Here is a 17120-nt window from a genome sequence, read left to right on the forward strand (position 1 = left end):
GATGCGGCACCGGCCTTCAAACGAGGCATGTGACTCGTTTGAACCCCACCCGACCACCTATCAGGATACCATGTCTGGGCGGTCGGGTGGGGGTGCGGGCCGGTGCGGATGTGCCGGAGGCGCATTTCCAAACAGATTCTAACTAACCACCCGCGCAACGGAGCGCCTTGCCGGGCGCCGCATCGCCGCATAGATGTGGCGACATGAAGAAGCATTTCATCGCCATCCCCCTCATCGCGCTGGTCATTGCCGGCGGCGCTTTCCTCTATTTCGCGCAGGGCGATACCGCCCAGTTGCCGGCGGGCGCCGATGTCGGAGCAGAGCCGCGCTTCACCACGCCGCGCAACGAGTTTTTCCCGACCGTCAACATCGCCGAAGTAAAGCCGTGGAAGGCCGGGGAAAAGCCTGTCGCCGCCAAGGGACTGGTGGTGGAGCGCTTTGCCGAAGGGCTGAGCCATCCGCGATCGCTGCTGCGCCTGCCCAATGGCGACATCCTGACGGCGGAAACCAACAGCCAGCCCCGCCCGCAGACCGGCATCGTCAGCCGGGTGATGAATTTCCTGATGAACAAGGCCGGCGCCGGCGTCCCCTCGCCCGACCGCATCAGCCTGCTGCGGGACACCGACGGCGACGGCAAGGCAGACACCAAGACGGTGTTCCTGAGCGGCCTCTATTCGCCCTATGGCATGGCCCTGATCGGCGACACACTCTATGTCGCCAACACCAATGCGCTGATGGCTTTCCCCTATAAAGAAGGCGAGACCAAGATCAGCGACAAGGGCCGCAAGATCCTGAACCTGCCCGCCCAGGCGCCGAACATGCATTGGACCCGCAGCCTGACCGTCGGCCCCAACGGGCTGCTCTATGTCGGTGTCGGATCGAACAGCAATATCGGCGAAAATGGTCTGGAAAGCGAAGCCAACCGCGCCGCCGTGCTGGAGGTCAATCCCAAGACCGGCGACTATCGTATCTATGCGTCGGGCCTGCGCAATCCGGTCGGCCTGGCGTTCGAACCCAGGAGCGGCGTGCTGTGGGGCGTGGTCAATGAGCGCGACATGCTGGGCGGCGATCTGGTTCCCGACTATCTGACCCGCGTCGAATTCGGTGCCTTCTATGGCTGGCCGTGGAATTATTGGGGCGGCTATGAGGATCGCCGGGTCCAGCCGCAGCGGCCGGAAATCCGCGAATATACCAAGCGCCCCGACTATGCGCTGGGCAACCATGTCGCGCCGCTGGGCCTGAGCTTCTCCAAGGATGCGCAGCTTGGCGCCGCCTATGGCAATGGCGCCTTTGTCGGCCTGCATGGCAGCTGGAACCGCAAGCCGGCCGCCGGCTATAAGGTCGTGTTCATCCCGTTCCAGGACAATGGCGAAGTCGGCAAGGCCAAGCCGACGGATGTGCTGACCGGCTTCCTGGATGCGCAGGGCGCGGCCCATGGCCGCCCGGTCGACGTGACCGTGGATGCCAAGGGTGCGCTGCTGGTAGCGGACGATGTCGGCGGTGTCGTCTGGCGGGTGACCCGCGCACAATAATCATGGCGCGCCCGGCCGATGCGTCGAAAAAACTTGTTCGCAAGACCAGACGCTTAATTTCGGCCGGGCAACAGCCGGGATATATTGCCCCGTTCGCGCGCTGATACGCGATGCGACAGGCGTCCAAGATGAAACCAATCGAACCGGCGGAGCTATATCAGTTGCGGGCGGACAGCGCGCGGCGATCCCTTCATCACTTGCGCATGGAAGCGCTGGGCCAGCCGGACCGACGACAGGGCTATGACCTGGAGCATGACCGCCGGCTGGCGGAAATGTATTTCAACACCTTCGCCGCTCTCGCCCATCGCCAGCGTCACAGCGACACGCTGAGCCTGGCCCGTGTCATCAAGACGATGGCCGATGCCGCGCCGCTGTGCGACACCGCCGTCGATCCGCCGCGTTGCCGCAAGGAGTTGGACCGACTGGTCGACGAATTTCTGAGCCTGGCCGAAAAGGATGGCGACTGAGAATCAGACCGAGAGGCCGTGACGGCCGGCGAGTTCGACCACATATTGCCAGGCAACGCGGCCCGAGCGGCTGCCGCGCTGCGTTGCCCACTGGATCGCGTCGAGCGGCTCGACGCTGAGGCCCAGCGCCTGGGCATAGCCCTCGACAATGGCGACATAGGCGTCCTGGTCGAGCGCATGGAAGCCGAGGCTGAGGCCGAACCGGTCCGAAAGCGCCATCTTGTCATCGACCACATCGCGCGGATTGATCGGATCGTCCTGTTCCGACAGGTTGCGCGGCACGATATGGCGGCGGTTGGACGTCACATAAAGGCGGACATTGGCCGGACGCGCGGCGGTGCCGCCCTGAAGCAGCGAGCGCAGCGCACGGGCATCGCCCACGCCCTCGTCAAAGCCCAGATCGTCAAGGAAGAGGATGAAGGGCCGGGTCGTGCTGCGCAGCAGGGTGAAGAGCGCCGGCAGGCTGGCCAGTTCGTCGATCGCGCATTGCAGCAAGGCGATGTCCTGCCCTTCCGCCTGCAGCTTGCCCACCACGGATGCGACGGTAGCCGACTTGCCGGTGCCGCGCGCGCCCCACAGCAGCACGTCATGCGCGGCATGGCCGGCGGCGTGGCGGCGGCTATTGTCCAGCAGCGCGCTCTTCTGCGCATCGATGCCGGTCAGCAGATCATAATCCACCGGGTCGAACATATCCACCGCGCAGATCGCCACCCCGTCCCACACATAGGCAGGAGCAGCCGCAAGGTCGGCAGAGGAAGCCGGCGGCGGCGCGAGCCGTTCCAGCGCTTCGGCGATACGGGTCAGCAGGGCGTCGTTCATGGCGCGGGATTAGCCGGGCCGCGCCGTTGCGGCAAGCTTTGCCAACAATGTCATGTCACTGTCGCAATGGCCTTTTACTGCGGCGTTCCGGGGTCTATATCGCGGGGGTCGTGACTATCCCAAATCCAGCCTTTTCCACCAGGGTCTGCCGCTATGGCGCGGAAGCGCTTCGCGAGGCCGCCTTGCTGATCCGTGCCGGCGAACCTGTCGCCGTTCCCACCGAAACCGTCTATGGCCTGGCGGCCGATGCCACCGATTCCCAGGCGGTCGCCGGCATCTACAGCGCCAAGGGGCGGCCCAGCTTCAACCCGCTGATCGTCCATGTCGCCGATATGGAGATGGCGCGGCGGCTGGCCGATTTCTCGCCTCAGGCCGAGCAGCTTGCCGCCCGCTTCTGGCCGGGCGCGCTGACCATGGTGCTGCCGGTGCGGGCCGATAGCGGCCTGTCGCCGCTGGTGATGGCTGGCCTGCCGACCGTGGCGCTGCGCCTGCCGGCCCATCCGGCGATGCGCGCGCTGATCCGAGAGAGCGGCCGGCCGCTCGCCGCGCCATCGGCCAATCGCAGCGGATCGATCAGCCCCAGCCGGGCCGAGCATGTGCTGGCCAGCCTCAACGGCAAGATCCGCATGATCCTGGACGAAGGCCCGACCAGCGAGGGGCTGGAATCGACCATCGCCGCACCGGAAGCGGACCGCATCCGCCTTCTGCGTCCCGGTCCGGTTACGGCCGCGATGCTGGAGGAGGCAAGTGGCCTGCCGGTGATCACTGGCAAGGACAATGCGAAGATCGAGGCGCCCGGCCAGCTCGAAAGCCATTATGCGCCGTCAAAGCCGGTGCGGCTCAACGCGCTGCGGGCGGAGAAGGATGACTATCTGATCGGCTTCGGGCTGATGCCCTGCCATCTGAACCTGAGCGTCGACGCAGACCTGCGCGAGGCGGCGGCCAATCTGTTCGCGGCGCTGCATGTCGCCGATGCCAGCACGCAGGCGCGGATCGCGGTCGCGCCCATCCCCGACGAGGGGATCGGCACCGCCATCAACGACCGGTTACGCCGCGCTGCGGCCTGACCGGGCGATCTGACGGATTTCGGGGCTCAGCCGCAATTGTCGTAACCGGCCTTGCGGCATTCGCGGCGGCGCTGTTCGTCGGCCTTCTTGCGCGCCTTGCCTTCCTCGGCCTCCTGCTTGCGCATCTTGCGGCCATAATTGCGGTCGGCCTCATCCTGGCTGGTGGTCGCCCAGTCCGCCGCCTGCGCACCTGCACGCACCGGCAGGGTCACAACATCCACCGCAGTCTTGGCAATACAGCCCGGCAGCATCAGCAACATCGCCGGTGCCAGCAGCAGCATGATCGTCCTGGTCATTCTCAAAGTCCCCCGACTCGTCCGTTGCGCCGCATCTGCCATGGTCGACATTAACCATAGGCTAAGAACGCGGCGAAACCGGACGAGCCGTCGGGAAATCGGTCAAGCCGAGGATTATTCCTCGATACGTGCGGCAAAGCCCTTGCGCAGCTTGGCCAGCTTGGGCGGGATCACCGCCATGCAATAGGGATTCTGGTCGCCGACCCGCTCCCAATATTTCTGGTGATAATCCTCGGCCGGATACCAGGGGGCGTCCGCCTCGATCGCGGTCACGACCGGATCGACCTGGTCCACCTGCGCCCGCGCGATGCCGGCCAGGGCCTCGGCCTGCTGCTCGGCCGAATGGGGGAAGATCGCCGAACGATACTGCGTCCCGATGTCGTTGCCCTGGCGGTTCAGCGTCGTCGGATTGTGGGTGGCGAAGAAGATGTCGAGCAGATCGGCATAGCTGATGACGGCCGGGTCAAAGGCGATGCGGATCGCTTCGGCATGGCCGGTATTGCCAGTGCAGACCTCCTCATAGGTCGGATCGACCTTGGTGCCGCCGATATAGCCGCTCTGGACCGATTCCACGCCCTTGAGCGTCTGGTAGACTGCTTCGGTACACCAGAAGCAGCCACCAGCCAGCGTTGCGATTTCCTGCGCCATATATCGATAATCCTTATCCAGCTTTGGCGCGCTAGATAGGAGCAATCAGGCCGCGGTTCCAGTCTGCGCCGCATTCTGGACCATCGCCTGTTCGGCCTTGGCGCGTTCTTCGGCGACCAGTTCCTTGCGCGACAGCTTGCCGACCAGCGTCTTGGGCAGGTTCAACCTGACCTCGACCTCGCAGACCCGCTCATGCTTGCCCAGTTGCGGGTTGAGCCAGTCCTTGAGGCCCGGCCCGTCGATGGTTGCGCCTTCGTTCAGGGTCACGAACGCCTTGGGCTGCTCGCCGCGATAGCGATCGGGCACGCCGATCACCAGCGCCTCCTTCACCGATTCATGATGATAGAGGACCGATTCCACCTGGCTCGGGAAGACCTTGAAGCCGCCGACGGCGATCATGTCCTTGAGGCGATCGACGATCCGCACATAGCCGTCGTCATCAACCTCGCCAACGTCGCCGGTGCGCAGGAACTCGCCCACGAACACCTGCGCGTCCGCGTCCGGCCGATTCCAATAGCCCTTCATGATCTGCGGACCGGCGAACATCAGTTCGCCCGGCTCGCCCTCGGGCGGGGGCTGGGTCGGATCCTCGCGGCTGACGATCTTGACGCGGGTGCCAGGAACGGGCTGACCGACGGTGCCGGTCTTGTTCAGCCCTTCATAGGGATTGGCGCAGACGATCGGGCTGGTTTCGGTGAGGCCATAGCCCTCGATCAGACGCGCGCCGGTCACCGCCTCAAACTTCTGCTTCACCTCCATCGGCAGCGGTGCGCCGCCCGAAATGCAGGTGCGCAGCGACGAGAAATCGATGTTAGGCAGGGCTGGATGATCGAGCAGCGCCTGATACATGGTCGGCACGCCGGGGAGCGACGTCGCCTTGGTCCGCTGGACGGCCGAGAGCACCTGCACCGCCTCGAACCGGGGCAGCATCACCATCTCGCCACCATTCATCACGGTTCGGTTCAGCGTGCAGGTATTGGCGAAGACGTGGAAGAAGGGCAGCACCGCGATGATGCGGTCATCGCCCTCGCCCGCATGCGGGTCGATCCCCTGCGCCTGGCGTGCATTGGCGGTCAGATTCTGGTGGGTCAGCATCGCGCCCTTGGGCGTGCCGGTGGTGCCGCCGGTATATTGCAGCAGCGCGACGTCGTTGACCGGATCGATGTCGGCCACGATGCATTCGCCCGCATTGGCGATCAGCCGGTCATAGCGGATGACGCGCGGATCATGCGGCAGCGGCGTCGTCTCGCCGCGCTTGAACAGGCGGAAGAGGATGCTCTTGGCGGTCGGCAGCACCTCGGCGATCGAACCGACCACCAGCTTTTCGAGGCTGCTATTGTCCAGCACCTTGAGCGCGGTCGGCAGCAGTGCCTTGGCCGACAAAGTGAACAGGATCTTGGTGCCGCTATCCTCGACCTGATGCTCCAGTTCGGCGGCGGTGTAGAGGGGGGAGAAGTTGACGACGATCGCGCCGGCCAGCAGCGCGCCATAATAGGCCGCGACATAATGGGGGGTGTTGGGCAGGTAGAGACCGACCCGGTCCCCCTTCTTCACGCCCATGGCCTGCAAACCACAGGCGATGCGCCTGATGTCGTCCATCATCGCGCCATAGCTGAACTTGCGCCCCATGAAGTCGATCATGTGGGCCTGCGGGTGGGCGGTGGCGCTCTGCGTTACCATGTCCCCCATCGACATCGGCGGGAACGTCTGCTCCCACGGCGTAGGGTGCTGATAATGCTCGCGCCAGATCTTTTCTCTGCTCTCCATTTACAGAAGTGTAAGTGGCCCGAGCGCTTTACGCAAGCGTCAACCTGTGTCTGGATTGTAGCAAAAAGGCCGCGCCGGAAAGCCGGCGCGGCCCTTGGAAATGCTGCATTGCAGCGGATCGGAAAGAGCGTCGGATGACGCTACGTCTTCAGACCTCGCCCTTGTTGCTGCTGAACGGATCGAGGATCGTCGCGGCGCCCGAAATCAGCTCGGACTCGCTCTTGAGCGCCTGCTCGATGCGGCGCGCATTATCCTCGCGCTCGCGGCGCAGCTCCTCGATCAGCGCCTCGCGATCGCCATCCAGACGCGAATCGGTCGGCATCTCGATGCCGGCCTTCTTCGCCGCCTTGCTGACCAGCGCATCCAGTTCGCGCTGCGAGCACAGGCCCAGCGTCACCGGATCCTTGGGCGTGATGTTGGAGATGTTCCAGTGGCTGCGATCGCGGATCGCGGCGATGGTGGTGCGGGTGGTGCCGATCAGCTTGCCGATCGCGCCATCCGAAATCTCGGGATGGTTGCGCAGGATCCAGGCGATGCCATCGGGCTTGTCCTGGCGCTTGCTGACCGGAGTGTAGCGCGGCCCCTTGGTACGGCGGACCGGCTCGGGGCCCTTGAGCATCTTGAGCTTATAGTCGGGATTGCTCTCGCCCTTGTGGATTTCGTCCATGGTGATTTCATGGGCGCGCACCGGATCGCGGCCGGTATATTTGATGCCGGCGGTGTCATCGGCGATGGCCTGGACTTCCAGGATGTGCAGCCCACAAAATTCCGCGATCTGGTCAAAGCTCAGTGCGGTATTGTCGACCAGCCAGCTGGCGGTCGCATGGGGCATGAGGGGCTGGGACACGGGGTCTTCTCCGGCTCTAAAAACGATAAGGGCCGCCCAAGCAGGGCGGCCACGACATGTCCGGGATAGAGCATCGCGGGGCTTGCGGCAAGGAAAAGCGTCAGGCGGCGCTGTCCATCAGCGTCGGTGCAATCGGACATAGGCCGGCCAGAAATTCCTGCGCGCTGCGTTCCCAACTGAAGCTGCCGCCATAGCTGGCGCAGGCGACCCGATCGCACAGCAGCGCCGCAGCGATGGCGTCTTCCAGCCGTTCGGACAGGGCGCCGGTTTCCGGCGTGACGATATCGACCGGGCCGGTCACGGGATAGGCCGCAACCGGCGTGCCCGCCGCCAATGCCTCGATCATCACCAGCCCGAACGTATCGGTGCGACTGGGAAAAACAAACACGTCGGCACCGGCGTAGATCGCCGCCAGATCGGCGCCGAACTGCGCGCCCAGGAAACGGGCGTCGGGATAGGCCCGCTCCAGCGCCGCGCGCGCCGGGCCGTCGCCGACGATCACCTTCGTGCCAGGATGCTCGCTCGCTAGGAAAGCTTCGAGATTCTTCTCGACTGCGACCCGGCCGACATAGAGCTGGATCGGGCGCGGCATGTCCGCCAGCAGGTCCGACGGCGCGACATGACCGGCAAAGGTGTTGAGGTCCACCCCCCTGCCCCATTTGCGGACATTGGCGACGCCATGGGCGCGCAATTGCTGCCGCACCGACCGGGTCGATACCAGCACCGCCTGCGCGGGTCCGTGGAACCAGCGAATATAGCGCCAGAACCAGGCCGCCGGCAGGCCGGTGCGCTGCGACACATAATCGGGGAAATGGGTGTGATAGGCGGTGGTGAAGGGCACATTCCCGCGCAGGCACCAGCGCCGGGCGGCAAAGCAGAGCGGCCCTTCGGTCGCCAGATGGACGGCATCGGGACGGAAGGCAGCGATCGCCTGCCCGACCACGCCCGATCGCACGAGCGCGAGCCGGATTTCCGGATAGGTCGGACAGGGAATGGAGCCGTAGAGATCGGGCGAGATCACCTTCACTTCATGCCCCAGATGTTCCAGTTCGGACTGGATCATCTGCAAGGTGCGGACCACGCCGTTGACCTGCGGCGTCCAGGCGTCGGTAACGATCGCGATCCGCATATCCGGTCTCCGCGTCAGGCCGCCATCAGTGCCGGCGACGCTTCGCCGCGCTTGGCGATCTCGTCGGCCCAGTGCAGCACCTCCATCGCCCCGCTGGCATGTTCGACCAGTGCAGTGCAGCCCTCCACCCAGTCGCCATCATTATAATATTGGATGCCCTCGATCTCGCGCATCTCGGCATTGTGGATATGGCCACACACCACGCCGTCGACGCCGCGCGACCCGGCCTCATGCGCCACCACTTCCTCGAAGCGGGAGATGAAGGATACGGCATTCTTGACCTTGTGCTTGGCCATCTTGCTCAAGGACCAATAGGGCAGGCCCATGCGCCGGCGCACGGCGTTGACCACCACGTTCAGGCGCATCAGCGTCGTGTAGGCCGCGTCCCCCACGAAGGCGAGCCAGCGGTGGGCCAGCATGATCGTGTCGAACTCGTCGCCATGCAGCACCAGCAGCTTGCGCCCGTCTGCCGTCTCGTGGATCGCCTTGCGGCGGATTTCGACGCCGCCGAAATTCATGCCGGTAAACTGGCGGAACATCTCATCATGATTGCCGGGGATATAGACGACACGCGTACCGCGCTTGGCCCGCTTCATGATCCGCCACAGCACGTCATTATGCGCGGCCGGCCAGTAGAAGCGCTTCTTGAGCCGCCAGCCGTCGATGATGTCGCCGACCAGATAGATGGTGTCGCTGTCGACGCTGTCCAGGAAATCGATCAGCATCGTCGCGTTGCAACCGCGCGTGCCCAAATGGATGTCGGAAATCCAGATGGTGCGATAGCGGCGACGCGCGCCTTCCCGCTCGGCTATGTGGAAGCGGTCGTCAGCCCCCTCTTCCAGTTCGCTCAGGAAGGGCAAGCGCGTGATGGCGTCCATGTCTACGTCCTCAAGGGCTGTTGTCCTTGAGGCCGAATCCCTAGCGCCGCTCTGTTACAACTCCGCACCGAATATGACGAAAATACTACGGTTTGGCGGGTTTTCCCGCCGCCCCTCACACCGTCAGCACGATCTTCCCGAAATGTTCGCCGGCATCCATGCGGGCATGGGCCTTGGCCGCGTCGGCAAGGGCAAAGCGCTGGTCCATCGCCGGGCGCAGCTTGCCCTGTTCGACGAACGGCCAGACGGTGCGCATGATCTCGTCCGCGACCAGGCTCTTGAAGCCCGAGGAGCGCGGCCGCAGCGTCGATCCGGTCAGGGTCAGGCGCTTGGACATCACCGTCGGCAGGAAGATGCTGGTCTTGGCCCCGCCCAGCACCGCGATCGACACATGGCGGCCATCTTCCGCCATGCATTCGATGTTGCGCGGGACATAGTCACCGCCGACCATGTCGAGCACCGCCTGCACCCCCTGCCCGCCGGTGATGCGCTTCACCTCAGCGACATAGTCCTGGCTCTTGTAATTGATCGCATGGGCAGCGCCCCATTCGAGCGCCTGGGCGCATTTGTCGTCGCTGCCGCAGGTGACGATGATCTCTATGTCGAACAGGCGGCAGAGCGAGATCGCCATCGTGCCGATGCCGCTGGTGCCGCCATGGACCAGCACCCGGTCGCCGCCCACCACATAGGCGCGCTCGAACAGGTTGGTCCACACGGTGAACAGGGTTTCGGGCAGCGCCGCCGCCTCGACCAGGTCATAGTCCGCCGGCACCGGCAGGCATTGGCCGGCCGGGGCAATCGCATATTCGGCATAGCCCCCGCCCGGCAGCAGCGCACAGACGCGCTGGCCGACCAGCATGTCGGCGGACCGGCCGGCGGCGACGATCGTGCCCGCCACCTCGAGTCCGGGAATGTCGGATGCGCCGGGCGGCGGCGGATATTTGCCCTGCCGCTGCAGCACGTCGGGCCGGTTGACGCCGGCGGCAGCGACGCGGATCAGCACCTCATCCTCGCCGGGCACCGGCACCGGCCGCTGTTCGGGCACCAGGGCGTCGGGACCGCCGGGCACCGGGATGCCGATGGCCGTCATCTGCGATGGAATCGTGAAACTGTCGAGGATCATATGCGCCCCCCCGGGCCAGAGATATTGCGCCGCACCCAAAATCGACGGACGGAGCTTCGCTTCTTATTGACAGACTAGCCTACAGGGTCAACATTACCCTTTATGGACATGGACAATGATCTGCCGAGAAAGGCCGATGATCCGCTGGCCCAACTGCTCCGACAGGATCTGGGTCCCCTGTCCGTTGCGGAACTGGAAGCGCGCATCAGGGCGCTGGAAACCGAAATCACCCGCACTCGAACAAAAATTGAAAGCGCCGTTAACCATAAGGCAACTGCCGAGGCGTTATTCAAGCGATGAACCCGCGCCTCGTCCCTGACGGCCCGACCAAGGGCTCCACCGGGCATGGGCAGTCTGGCAATTCCGGCGGTCAGGGCCTCTCCCTTGAACCGTCGTCGAGCAATGCCGACATAAGGTTCAAGTCAGCCCCTAACCGGGGCCAGGAGTAGAAAAGACATGCCATCTTTCGCAGCCGCCCTTGAAACCACCCTGCACAATGCGCTGACCCATGCGTCGGAGCGCAAGCATGAATATGCGACGCTGGAGCATCTGCTTCTCGCGCTGATCGACGATGAACATGCGTCGAAGGTGATGCAGGCGTGCGGCGTGGAACTGGGCGAACTGGCCGATGCCGTCACTCAGTATCTCGACACCGAACTCGACAGCCTGAAGGTAGAGGGCGCCAGCGACCCCTCGCCCACCAGCGGCTTCCAGCGCGTCGTCCAGCGCGCCATCCTCCATGTCCAGTCGTCCGGCAAGGATGAGGTGACGGGCGCCAATGTCCTCGTCGCGCTCTTCTCCGAACGCGAATCCTATGCCGTCTATTTCCTGCAGCAGCAGGACATGAGCCGCCTCGATGCCGTCAGCTACATCAGCCATGGCGTCGGCAAGGGCACGCCCACGCCCGAGCGTCAGGAGACCAAGGGGGCAGCCGAGGAGGAAAAGAAGGTGCAGGACGGCAAGGGCAAAAAGGACAGTGCCTTGGAGCAGTTCACCGTCAACCTCAACGAGAAGGCGGAACGCGGCAAGGTCGATCCGCTGATCGGCCGGTCGTCGGAAGTCGACCGCACCATCCAGATCCTGTGCCGCCGTTCGAAGAACAACCCGCTCTATGTCGGTGATCCGGGCGTCGGCAAGACCGCGATCGCGGAAGGCCTGGCGCGCAAGATCGTCGAGGGCGAAGTGCCCGACGTGCTCAAGGAAGCGGTCATCTATTCGCTCGACATGGGCGCGCTGCTGGCCGGCACCCGCTATCGCGGCGATTTCGAGGAACGGCTGAAGGCGGTCGTCACCGAACTGGAAAAGATGCCGCACGCCGTCCTCTTCATCGACGAGATCCACACCGTCATCGGTGCCGGCGCGACCAGCGGCGGCGCGATGGATGCATCGAACCTGCTGAAGCCGGCCCTGTCGGGCGGGACGATCCGCTGCATCGGTTCGACCACCTACAAGGAATTCCGCAATCATTTCGAGAAGGACCGCGCGCTGCTGCGGCGCTTCCAGAAGATCGACGTGAACGAACCGACGATCGAGGACACGATCAAGATCCTGACCGGCCTGCGCACCGCGTTCGAGGAGCATCATCACGTCAAATATACGCCGGACGCGATCAAGGCGGCGGTGGAACTGTCGGCTCGCTACATCAACGACCGCAAGCTGCCGGACAAGGCGATCGACGTGATCGACGAAGTCGGCGCGATGCAGATGCTGGTGGTGCCGTCCAAGCGCAAGAAGACGATCACGCCCAAGGAGATCGAGGCGGTCATCGCCACCATGGCGCGCATCCCGCCCAAGACCGTGTCGTCGGACGACAAGAGCGTGCTGGAATCGCTGACCACCGATTTGAAGCGCGTCGTCTTCGGCCAGGATCAGGCGATCGAGGTGCTGTCGTCCGCGATCAAGCTGTCGCGCGCCGGCCTGCGCGATCCCGACAAGCCGATCGGCAACTATCTCTTCTCCGGCCCGACCGGCGTCGGCAAGACGGAGGTGGCGCGCCAGCTCGCAACCCTGCTCGGCATCCCGCTGCAGCGGTTCGACATGTCGGAATATATGGAACGCCATTCGGTCAGCCGCCTGATCGGCGCCCCTCCGGGCTATGTCGGCTATGACCAGGGTGGCCTGCTGACCGACGCTGTCGACCAGCAGCCGCACAGCGTGCTGCTGCTCGACGAGATCGAGAAGGCGCATCCCGACCTGTTCAACATCCTGCTCCAGGTGATGGACAATGGCCGCCTGACCGATCACCACGGCAAGACCGTCGATTTCCGCAACACCATCCTCATCATGACCACCAATGCCGGTGCGTCGGACATGGCGAAGGAGTCGATCGGCTTTGGCGAACTGACCCGCGAGGATGTGCAGGAAGACGCGGTGAAGAAGCTCTTCACCCCCGAATTCCGCAACCGTCTCGATGCGATCGTGCCGTTCGGCTATCTGCCGCCGGAAATCGTCGCCCGCGTCATCGACAAGTTCGTGCTGCAACTGGAACTGCAACTGGCCGACCGCGACGTCCACATCACCCTGGACGAGGACGCCAAGGCCTGGCTCACCAAGAAGGGCTATGACAAGCTCTATGGTGCGCGCCCGATGGGCCGCCTGATGCAGGAAAAGATCAAGCAGCCGCTGGCCGAGGAACTGCTGTTCGGCAAGCTGGTCCATGGCGGCGAGGTCCATGTCCATATGAAGGATGAGGCGCTCGCCTTCCAGATCACCCCCGCCGCCCCCAAGAAGGGCGGCAAGAAGGGGGGCAAGGCCAAGACGCCGGAAGGCACGAAATAAGCGGTTTCGAGTGATCAACGGAAGGGCGGCCCGCAACGGCCGCCCTTTTTCTTTTGCAGACGTCCCTCTTGTTCTCCCGTCCCTGCCAGGGAGGGGCCGGGGGCGGCTAGGCGCGCGTGCCGCGCCTCGCTATCAATCGAGCATGCGCTTCAAGGATCGTCTCCATAACCTCCGTCGTCGTCTCTTCGGCTCCTGGTCGATTGACGATCCACGCCCGATTCAGGCCGACGCGCCCTATACCTATTTCCTGCCCTCGGCCGAACGGATCGACGCCCTGCGCCCCGGTGATCTGGTCAAACTGGTGATCCGCAGCCATCCGCCCGGTCGCGAATGGGATGCCGAACGCATGTGGGTGGAAGTGAAAAACATCGCGCCGGACGGCTGGACCGGCATATTGGCGAACACCCCGTCCGACATGCCGCAGCTACGTGAAGGTAGCCCGCTTATATTCCACCCCTTCCACATCATCGACCTCATATATGACGGCGACAGGCAAGGTCCGGCAGAACCGCCAAGGCGCGCCTATTGGGACCGCTGCATGGTCGACCGCTGCGTGGTCAATGATGGCGTACCGGTCTATTTTCTTTATCGCGAACAGCCCGACATGACGGAGGAAGGCGATTCCGATCCCGACAGTGGATGGCGGATCAGGGGCGATTATCGCGACCTCAGCGATGAACAGTTGAACACCCGCAAGGCCGATTATATCGCGATCGGCAAGGTGTTGAATGCGGACGATAGCTGGCTGCACCTGATCGACAGCCCGATCGGATCGGCATGGCTGCGCAACTTCGAGACCGGGGAATATGAGCCATTCGAAGATGATGACTGAATCTGTCATCCTTCTCCACGGCTTTGGCGGTCATCAGGTGCAGACCGCGCTGCTTGCCCGGCGGCTGCGCGGGGCGGGGTATGACGTCGCCAATATCGGCTATCCCAGTTGGCGCTGGCCGCTGGCTCGCGTCATCGAGCATCTTCATGCGCGTATCACCGCCAACACGGCCTATCACGCCACGACTGTCCATTGTGTCGGCCATTCGATGGGCGGTCTCATGCTGCGCGCCTGGCTCGCGCGCCATCGCCCCGCCCATCTCGGCCGTGTCGTCATGCTCGGCACGCCCAATGGCGGCAGCGAGATTGCCGATCTTCTCTACCGCCTGCGCCTCCATCCGCTGATCCTGAACCAGGCGGGTGCGCTGCTGCGCACCCGCCGCGACGCGGCCACTTTGGCGGCCTTGGGCGAGGTCGACTATCCGCTCGGCATCATCGCGGGCGACCGGCCGATGAACGGCCTGCTCCCCAGCCGCATCTTCCGCGCACCCAATGACGGCAAGGTCAGCGTCGCCGCCACCCATTGTCCGGGCGAAAGCGACCATATCACCCTGCCCGTCGCCCACACCGCGATGATCTACACCCGCCCTGTCGCCGATCAGGTCGTGCATTTCCTGCGCCGTGGGCGGTTCACGCAAACCTGATGCCGCCCTCCCCACGGGCGCGCGGCGGCCGTTGCGCAATTATTAGGGAATTGCGGTCAGATCGGCAAAACGGATTGGGTCCGCAGGGATTGGGGAAAACATGGCCATGATTGGAAAATGGGCGGCAGCGCTCGGTGCAGTTGTTGCGTTGAGCGGCGCGCTATTGCCGCATGTCGCCAACGCCAAGGCGCCCGGCCAGATCATCCTCACGCCCCAATCCGAAGAGGCGCTGGTCATCATCAAGACCGACTGGTGGCAACCGGCACCGTCGATGCACTCGGCGTTCAAGCTGCTGCTCTCCACCTATGTCGATTCGGAAGCCCGGCTTTCCAGTGGACCTTTCAGCGGCACCGCGCTGTTCGAAGCCAAGCAGAAGAATTTCCTCGACGGCTATCTGATGGTTCCCGTCAAGCCGGGACGCTGGGTCGTGCGCAGCTATTCGCAGCAGGATAGTTGGGCGCTCTGCTTCAACGCCGCCTCGCTCCAGTTCGAGGCGAAGCCGGGCCAGGTCGTCTATCTCGGTCGGTTCGACGCGCTCACCCATCGGCAGCAATTGACCAGACAGGCGATCGCATCAGGCAATACCAGTATTCGCGGCGGCGGCTTCGTCGATTATTTCGACCTGCCGCAGGGGCCGATCTTTGCGCCGGTGGACGCCCCCCAGATCGCCGCCGTGCAGGCCATGCTTGCGCGCCGCGTGCCCGGCGTCAGCGTGCCGGTACAGGCCGTCGCCTTCACCCCGGCGACATTCGGGACCGGCTCCACCCTATATGGCACGCGTCGCTGCGGCGGCTATTTCCCGGCCAGCGGCAAGGGCAAGGCCGACAAAAGCTAAAATGGGAAGGCAGTTCGCCTGACGTCTAAGCCCCTCTCCCCGCCCCCCTTAAATTCTGCTAAGCCGACTCCAGAACAAAAAGGTCGCATGTCTTCCACGCTTTCATAGGGGAATGCATGTCCACTTTGCTTCATCTGCGGCCTGCCGCGCCGCGCGTCGCTGCCCTTACCCTCAGCTTCGTCCTTCTCGCTACGCCCGGCGCCAGCCAGCAGGCCGGCGGGCCGATCGCCCGTTATTCGATGGATGCCGGCACCATGTCCGGCATGGCCGCGATGGCGGGCGGCGGCGGCATGGGCGGCGCCATGTCGATGATGATGGGCGGCGGCAATCAGCCAATCCATGAACTGGTGCTGCGGCTGGGATCGACCCAGGCCGCGAGCGGTTCGCCGGCCGCCGAGCATTATATGCCCGCCGGCGCCCGGCTGGGCGCCTCCGTCCCGCTGGTCACGCCCAAGGTCACGCCAAGCGACGAGCCTGCGCTGCCCGGTGAAAAGCCCAAGGGGCGACTGCTCATCTATTGGGGCTGCGGCGCGACCGCCGGGCCGAACCAGCCGGTGGTGATCGATTTCGCCAAGGTTGCGCGCGGCCAGTTCCCGCCCGGCCTCTACATGACCGGCGCGGCGATCCCGCAGGAATGGCAGGTCCGCTTCACCAACAGCAAGACCTATGGCGAATGGCCCAATGGCCAGACGCGCAAGACGCTGTCGGGCAATTCCTCGCTGATCGGCGACCATCGCATCGCCGGCAATTATTCACCCGAGATCAAGTTCGCGCTGAGCCAGGACTTCATGCCGCCGATCACGGGCCGTGCCAGCCCGGCGGCGGGCGGCGCTACCCAGCTGAGCTGGAACGCGGTACCCAATGCGACCGGCTATTATGCCTGGGTGTTCGCGGCCAAGCAGGGCGGCGACATGGTGTGGTGGGCGTCCTCGGCCAGTCAGGCCTTTGGCGGGCCGGTGTGGGACTGGCTTTCCCCCGGTGCCGTGCGCAAGCTGATCGGCGACAAGATCGTGATGCCGCCCAGCCAGACCAGTTGCACCGTGCCGTCGCAGGTGGTGCAGTCGGGCGGCGAGATGCTGATGGGCAGCCTTTATGCCTATGGGCCGGAGGCGAATTTCGCCTATCCGCCGCGCCCGGCCGATCCCAAGATCGCCTGGAAACCGGAATGGATCGCCCGCGTGCGCTATCGTTCCAACACCATGTGGATGCTCAACGGGCCGGACATGGGATCGATGATGAGCCAGGGTGACGACAGCACCGACGCCTCCGGCGACAATCCGCCGCCCAAGAAGAAGAAATGCAAGGGTGGCCTTGGCGGCATGCTGGCCGGCGCGATGGGCGCGGGCTGCTGAAGTTCCAGTCGGGGCGCGGCAACACCCGTCGCGCCCCGACCACGAGTTGCACTTGAAACGAAAGGAAAATCCGGCAAGTCTCGCGCCATTCTTCCGTTTCGAGGTTT

The 17120-nt window shown here is 64.4% G+C and carries 17 protein-coding genes; 9 read left to right on the forward strand and 8 right to left on the reverse strand.

Annotated features, from left to right (window positions below):
* The first annotated feature begins 203 nt into the window (after positions 1 to 203).
* Together N6H05_RS21390 and N6H05_RS21395 are read left to right on the forward strand one after the other, a co-directional pair.
* The gene (locus N6H05_RS21390; protein WP_284111586.1) at positions 204 to 1532 is read left to right on the forward strand and encodes a PQQ-dependent sugar dehydrogenase; all 1329 of its coding nucleotides are present in this window, start codon (positions 204 to 206) and stop codon (positions 1530 to 1532) included.
* 128 nt (positions 1533 to 1660) lie between these two features.
* Complete coding sequence (locus tag N6H05_RS21395) at positions 1661 to 1999, forward strand: hypothetical protein (RefSeq protein WP_230588606.1); 339 nt, start codon at positions 1661 to 1663, stop codon at positions 1997 to 1999.
* Between the two features lie 3 nt (positions 2000 to 2002).
* Here the strand turns inward: N6H05_RS21395 and N6H05_RS21400 are convergent, their stop codons facing one another.
* Positions 2003 to 2818 carry an ATP-binding protein gene (locus tag N6H05_RS21400; RefSeq protein WP_284111587.1) on the reverse strand — a complete coding sequence of 272 codons (816 nt, stop codon included), beginning with the start codon at positions 2816 to 2818 and terminating at the stop codon, positions 2003 to 2005.
* A gap of 110 nt (positions 2819 to 2928) precedes the next feature.
* Here N6H05_RS21400 and N6H05_RS21405 point away from each other — a divergent pair, with 110 nt between their 5' ends.
* Positions 2929 to 3885: an L-threonylcarbamoyladenylate synthase gene (locus N6H05_RS21405; protein ID WP_284111588.1), complete on the forward strand. Its 957-nt coding sequence runs from the start codon at positions 2929 to 2931 to the stop codon at positions 3883 to 3885.
* 26 nt (positions 3886 to 3911) lie between these two features.
* Here the strand turns inward: N6H05_RS21405 and N6H05_RS21410 are convergent, their stop codons facing one another.
* The 7 genes from N6H05_RS21410 to N6H05_RS21440 form a co-directional block, all read right to left on the reverse strand.
* The gene (locus N6H05_RS21410) at positions 3912 to 4181 is read right to left on the reverse strand and encodes a hypothetical protein (RefSeq protein ID WP_284111589.1); all 270 of its coding nucleotides are present in this window, start codon (positions 4179 to 4181) and stop codon (positions 3912 to 3914) included.
* A 114-nt stretch (positions 4182 to 4295) separates the two neighbouring features.
* Positions 4296 to 4829, reverse strand: coding sequence for a peptide-methionine (S)-S-oxide reductase MsrA (gene msrA / locus N6H05_RS21415; RefSeq protein WP_004211369.1), 534 nt, complete (start codon positions 4827 to 4829; stop codon positions 4296 to 4298).
* A 45-nt stretch (positions 4830 to 4874) separates the two neighbouring features.
* A complete protein-coding gene (locus N6H05_RS21420) occupies positions 4875 to 6596 on the reverse strand; it encodes a long-chain-fatty-acid--CoA ligase (protein ID WP_284111590.1) in 1722 nt (573 codons plus the stop codon).
* 148 nt (positions 6597 to 6744) lie between these two features.
* Positions 6745 to 7428: a DUF1013 domain-containing protein gene (locus tag N6H05_RS21425; protein ID WP_284114291.1), complete on the reverse strand. Its 684-nt coding sequence runs from the start codon at positions 7426 to 7428 to the stop codon at positions 6745 to 6747.
* Positions 7429 to 7543: 115 nt separating this feature from the next.
* Positions 7544 to 8572 carry a glycosyltransferase family 4 protein gene (locus N6H05_RS21430; RefSeq protein ID WP_284111591.1) on the reverse strand — a complete coding sequence of 343 codons (1029 nt, stop codon included), beginning with the start codon at positions 8570 to 8572 and terminating at the stop codon, positions 7544 to 7546.
* 14 nt (positions 8573 to 8586) lie between these two features.
* Positions 8587 to 9450 carry a UDP-2,3-diacylglucosamine diphosphatase gene (locus tag N6H05_RS21435; protein WP_284111592.1) on the reverse strand — a complete coding sequence of 288 codons (864 nt, stop codon included), beginning with the start codon at positions 9448 to 9450 and terminating at the stop codon, positions 8587 to 8589.
* Between the two features lie 115 nt (positions 9451 to 9565).
* Entirely contained in the window at positions 9566 to 10573 is a 1008-nt protein-coding gene (locus N6H05_RS21440) for an NAD(P)H-quinone oxidoreductase (RefSeq protein WP_037511226.1), read from the reverse strand.
* Between the two features lie 102 nt (positions 10574 to 10675).
* Between N6H05_RS21440 and N6H05_RS21445 the strand changes: the two genes are divergently transcribed.
* The 6 genes from N6H05_RS21445 (at position 10676) to N6H05_RS21470 (ending at position 17013) form a co-directional block, all read left to right on the forward strand.
* A complete protein-coding gene (locus N6H05_RS21445; RefSeq protein ID WP_004211362.1) occupies positions 10676 to 10873 on the forward strand; it encodes a DUF1192 domain-containing protein in 198 nt (65 codons plus the stop codon).
* A 156-nt stretch (positions 10874 to 11029) separates the two neighbouring features.
* On the forward strand, positions 11030 to 13351 hold the full coding sequence (clpA, locus tag N6H05_RS21450; protein WP_284111593.1) for an ATP-dependent Clp protease ATP-binding subunit ClpA: 2322 nt from the start codon (positions 11030 to 11032) through the stop codon (positions 13349 to 13351).
* A gap of 142 nt (positions 13352 to 13493) precedes the next feature.
* The gene (locus N6H05_RS21455; RefSeq protein ID WP_284111594.1) at positions 13494 to 14183 is read left to right on the forward strand and encodes an immunity protein Imm33 domain-containing protein; all 690 of its coding nucleotides are present in this window, start codon (positions 13494 to 13496) and stop codon (positions 14181 to 14183) included.
* Positions 14173 to 14826 carry an alpha/beta fold hydrolase gene (locus tag N6H05_RS21460; RefSeq protein WP_284111595.1) on the forward strand — a complete coding sequence of 218 codons (654 nt, stop codon included), beginning with the start codon at positions 14173 to 14175 and terminating at the stop codon, positions 14824 to 14826. Before N6H05_RS21455 ends, N6H05_RS21460 begins: the two co-directional genes overlap by 11 nt.
* 100 nt (positions 14827 to 14926) lie before the next feature.
* Positions 14927 to 15661 (forward strand): hypothetical protein, encoded by a 735-nt coding sequence (locus N6H05_RS21465; RefSeq protein WP_284111596.1) that lies wholly within the window; start codon positions 14927 to 14929, stop codon positions 15659 to 15661.
* Positions 15662 to 15777: 116 nt separating this feature from the next.
* Positions 15778 to 17013 carry a hypothetical protein gene (locus N6H05_RS21470; protein ID WP_284111597.1) on the forward strand — a complete coding sequence of 412 codons (1236 nt, stop codon included), beginning with the start codon at positions 15778 to 15780 and terminating at the stop codon, positions 17011 to 17013.
* Positions 17014 to 17120: the final 107 nt, after the last annotated feature.

This window comes from Sphingobium sp. WTD-1 (assembly GCF_030128825.1).
In the GTDB taxonomy this organism is placed as follows: Bacteria; Pseudomonadota; Alphaproteobacteria; order Sphingomonadales; family Sphingomonadaceae; genus Sphingobium.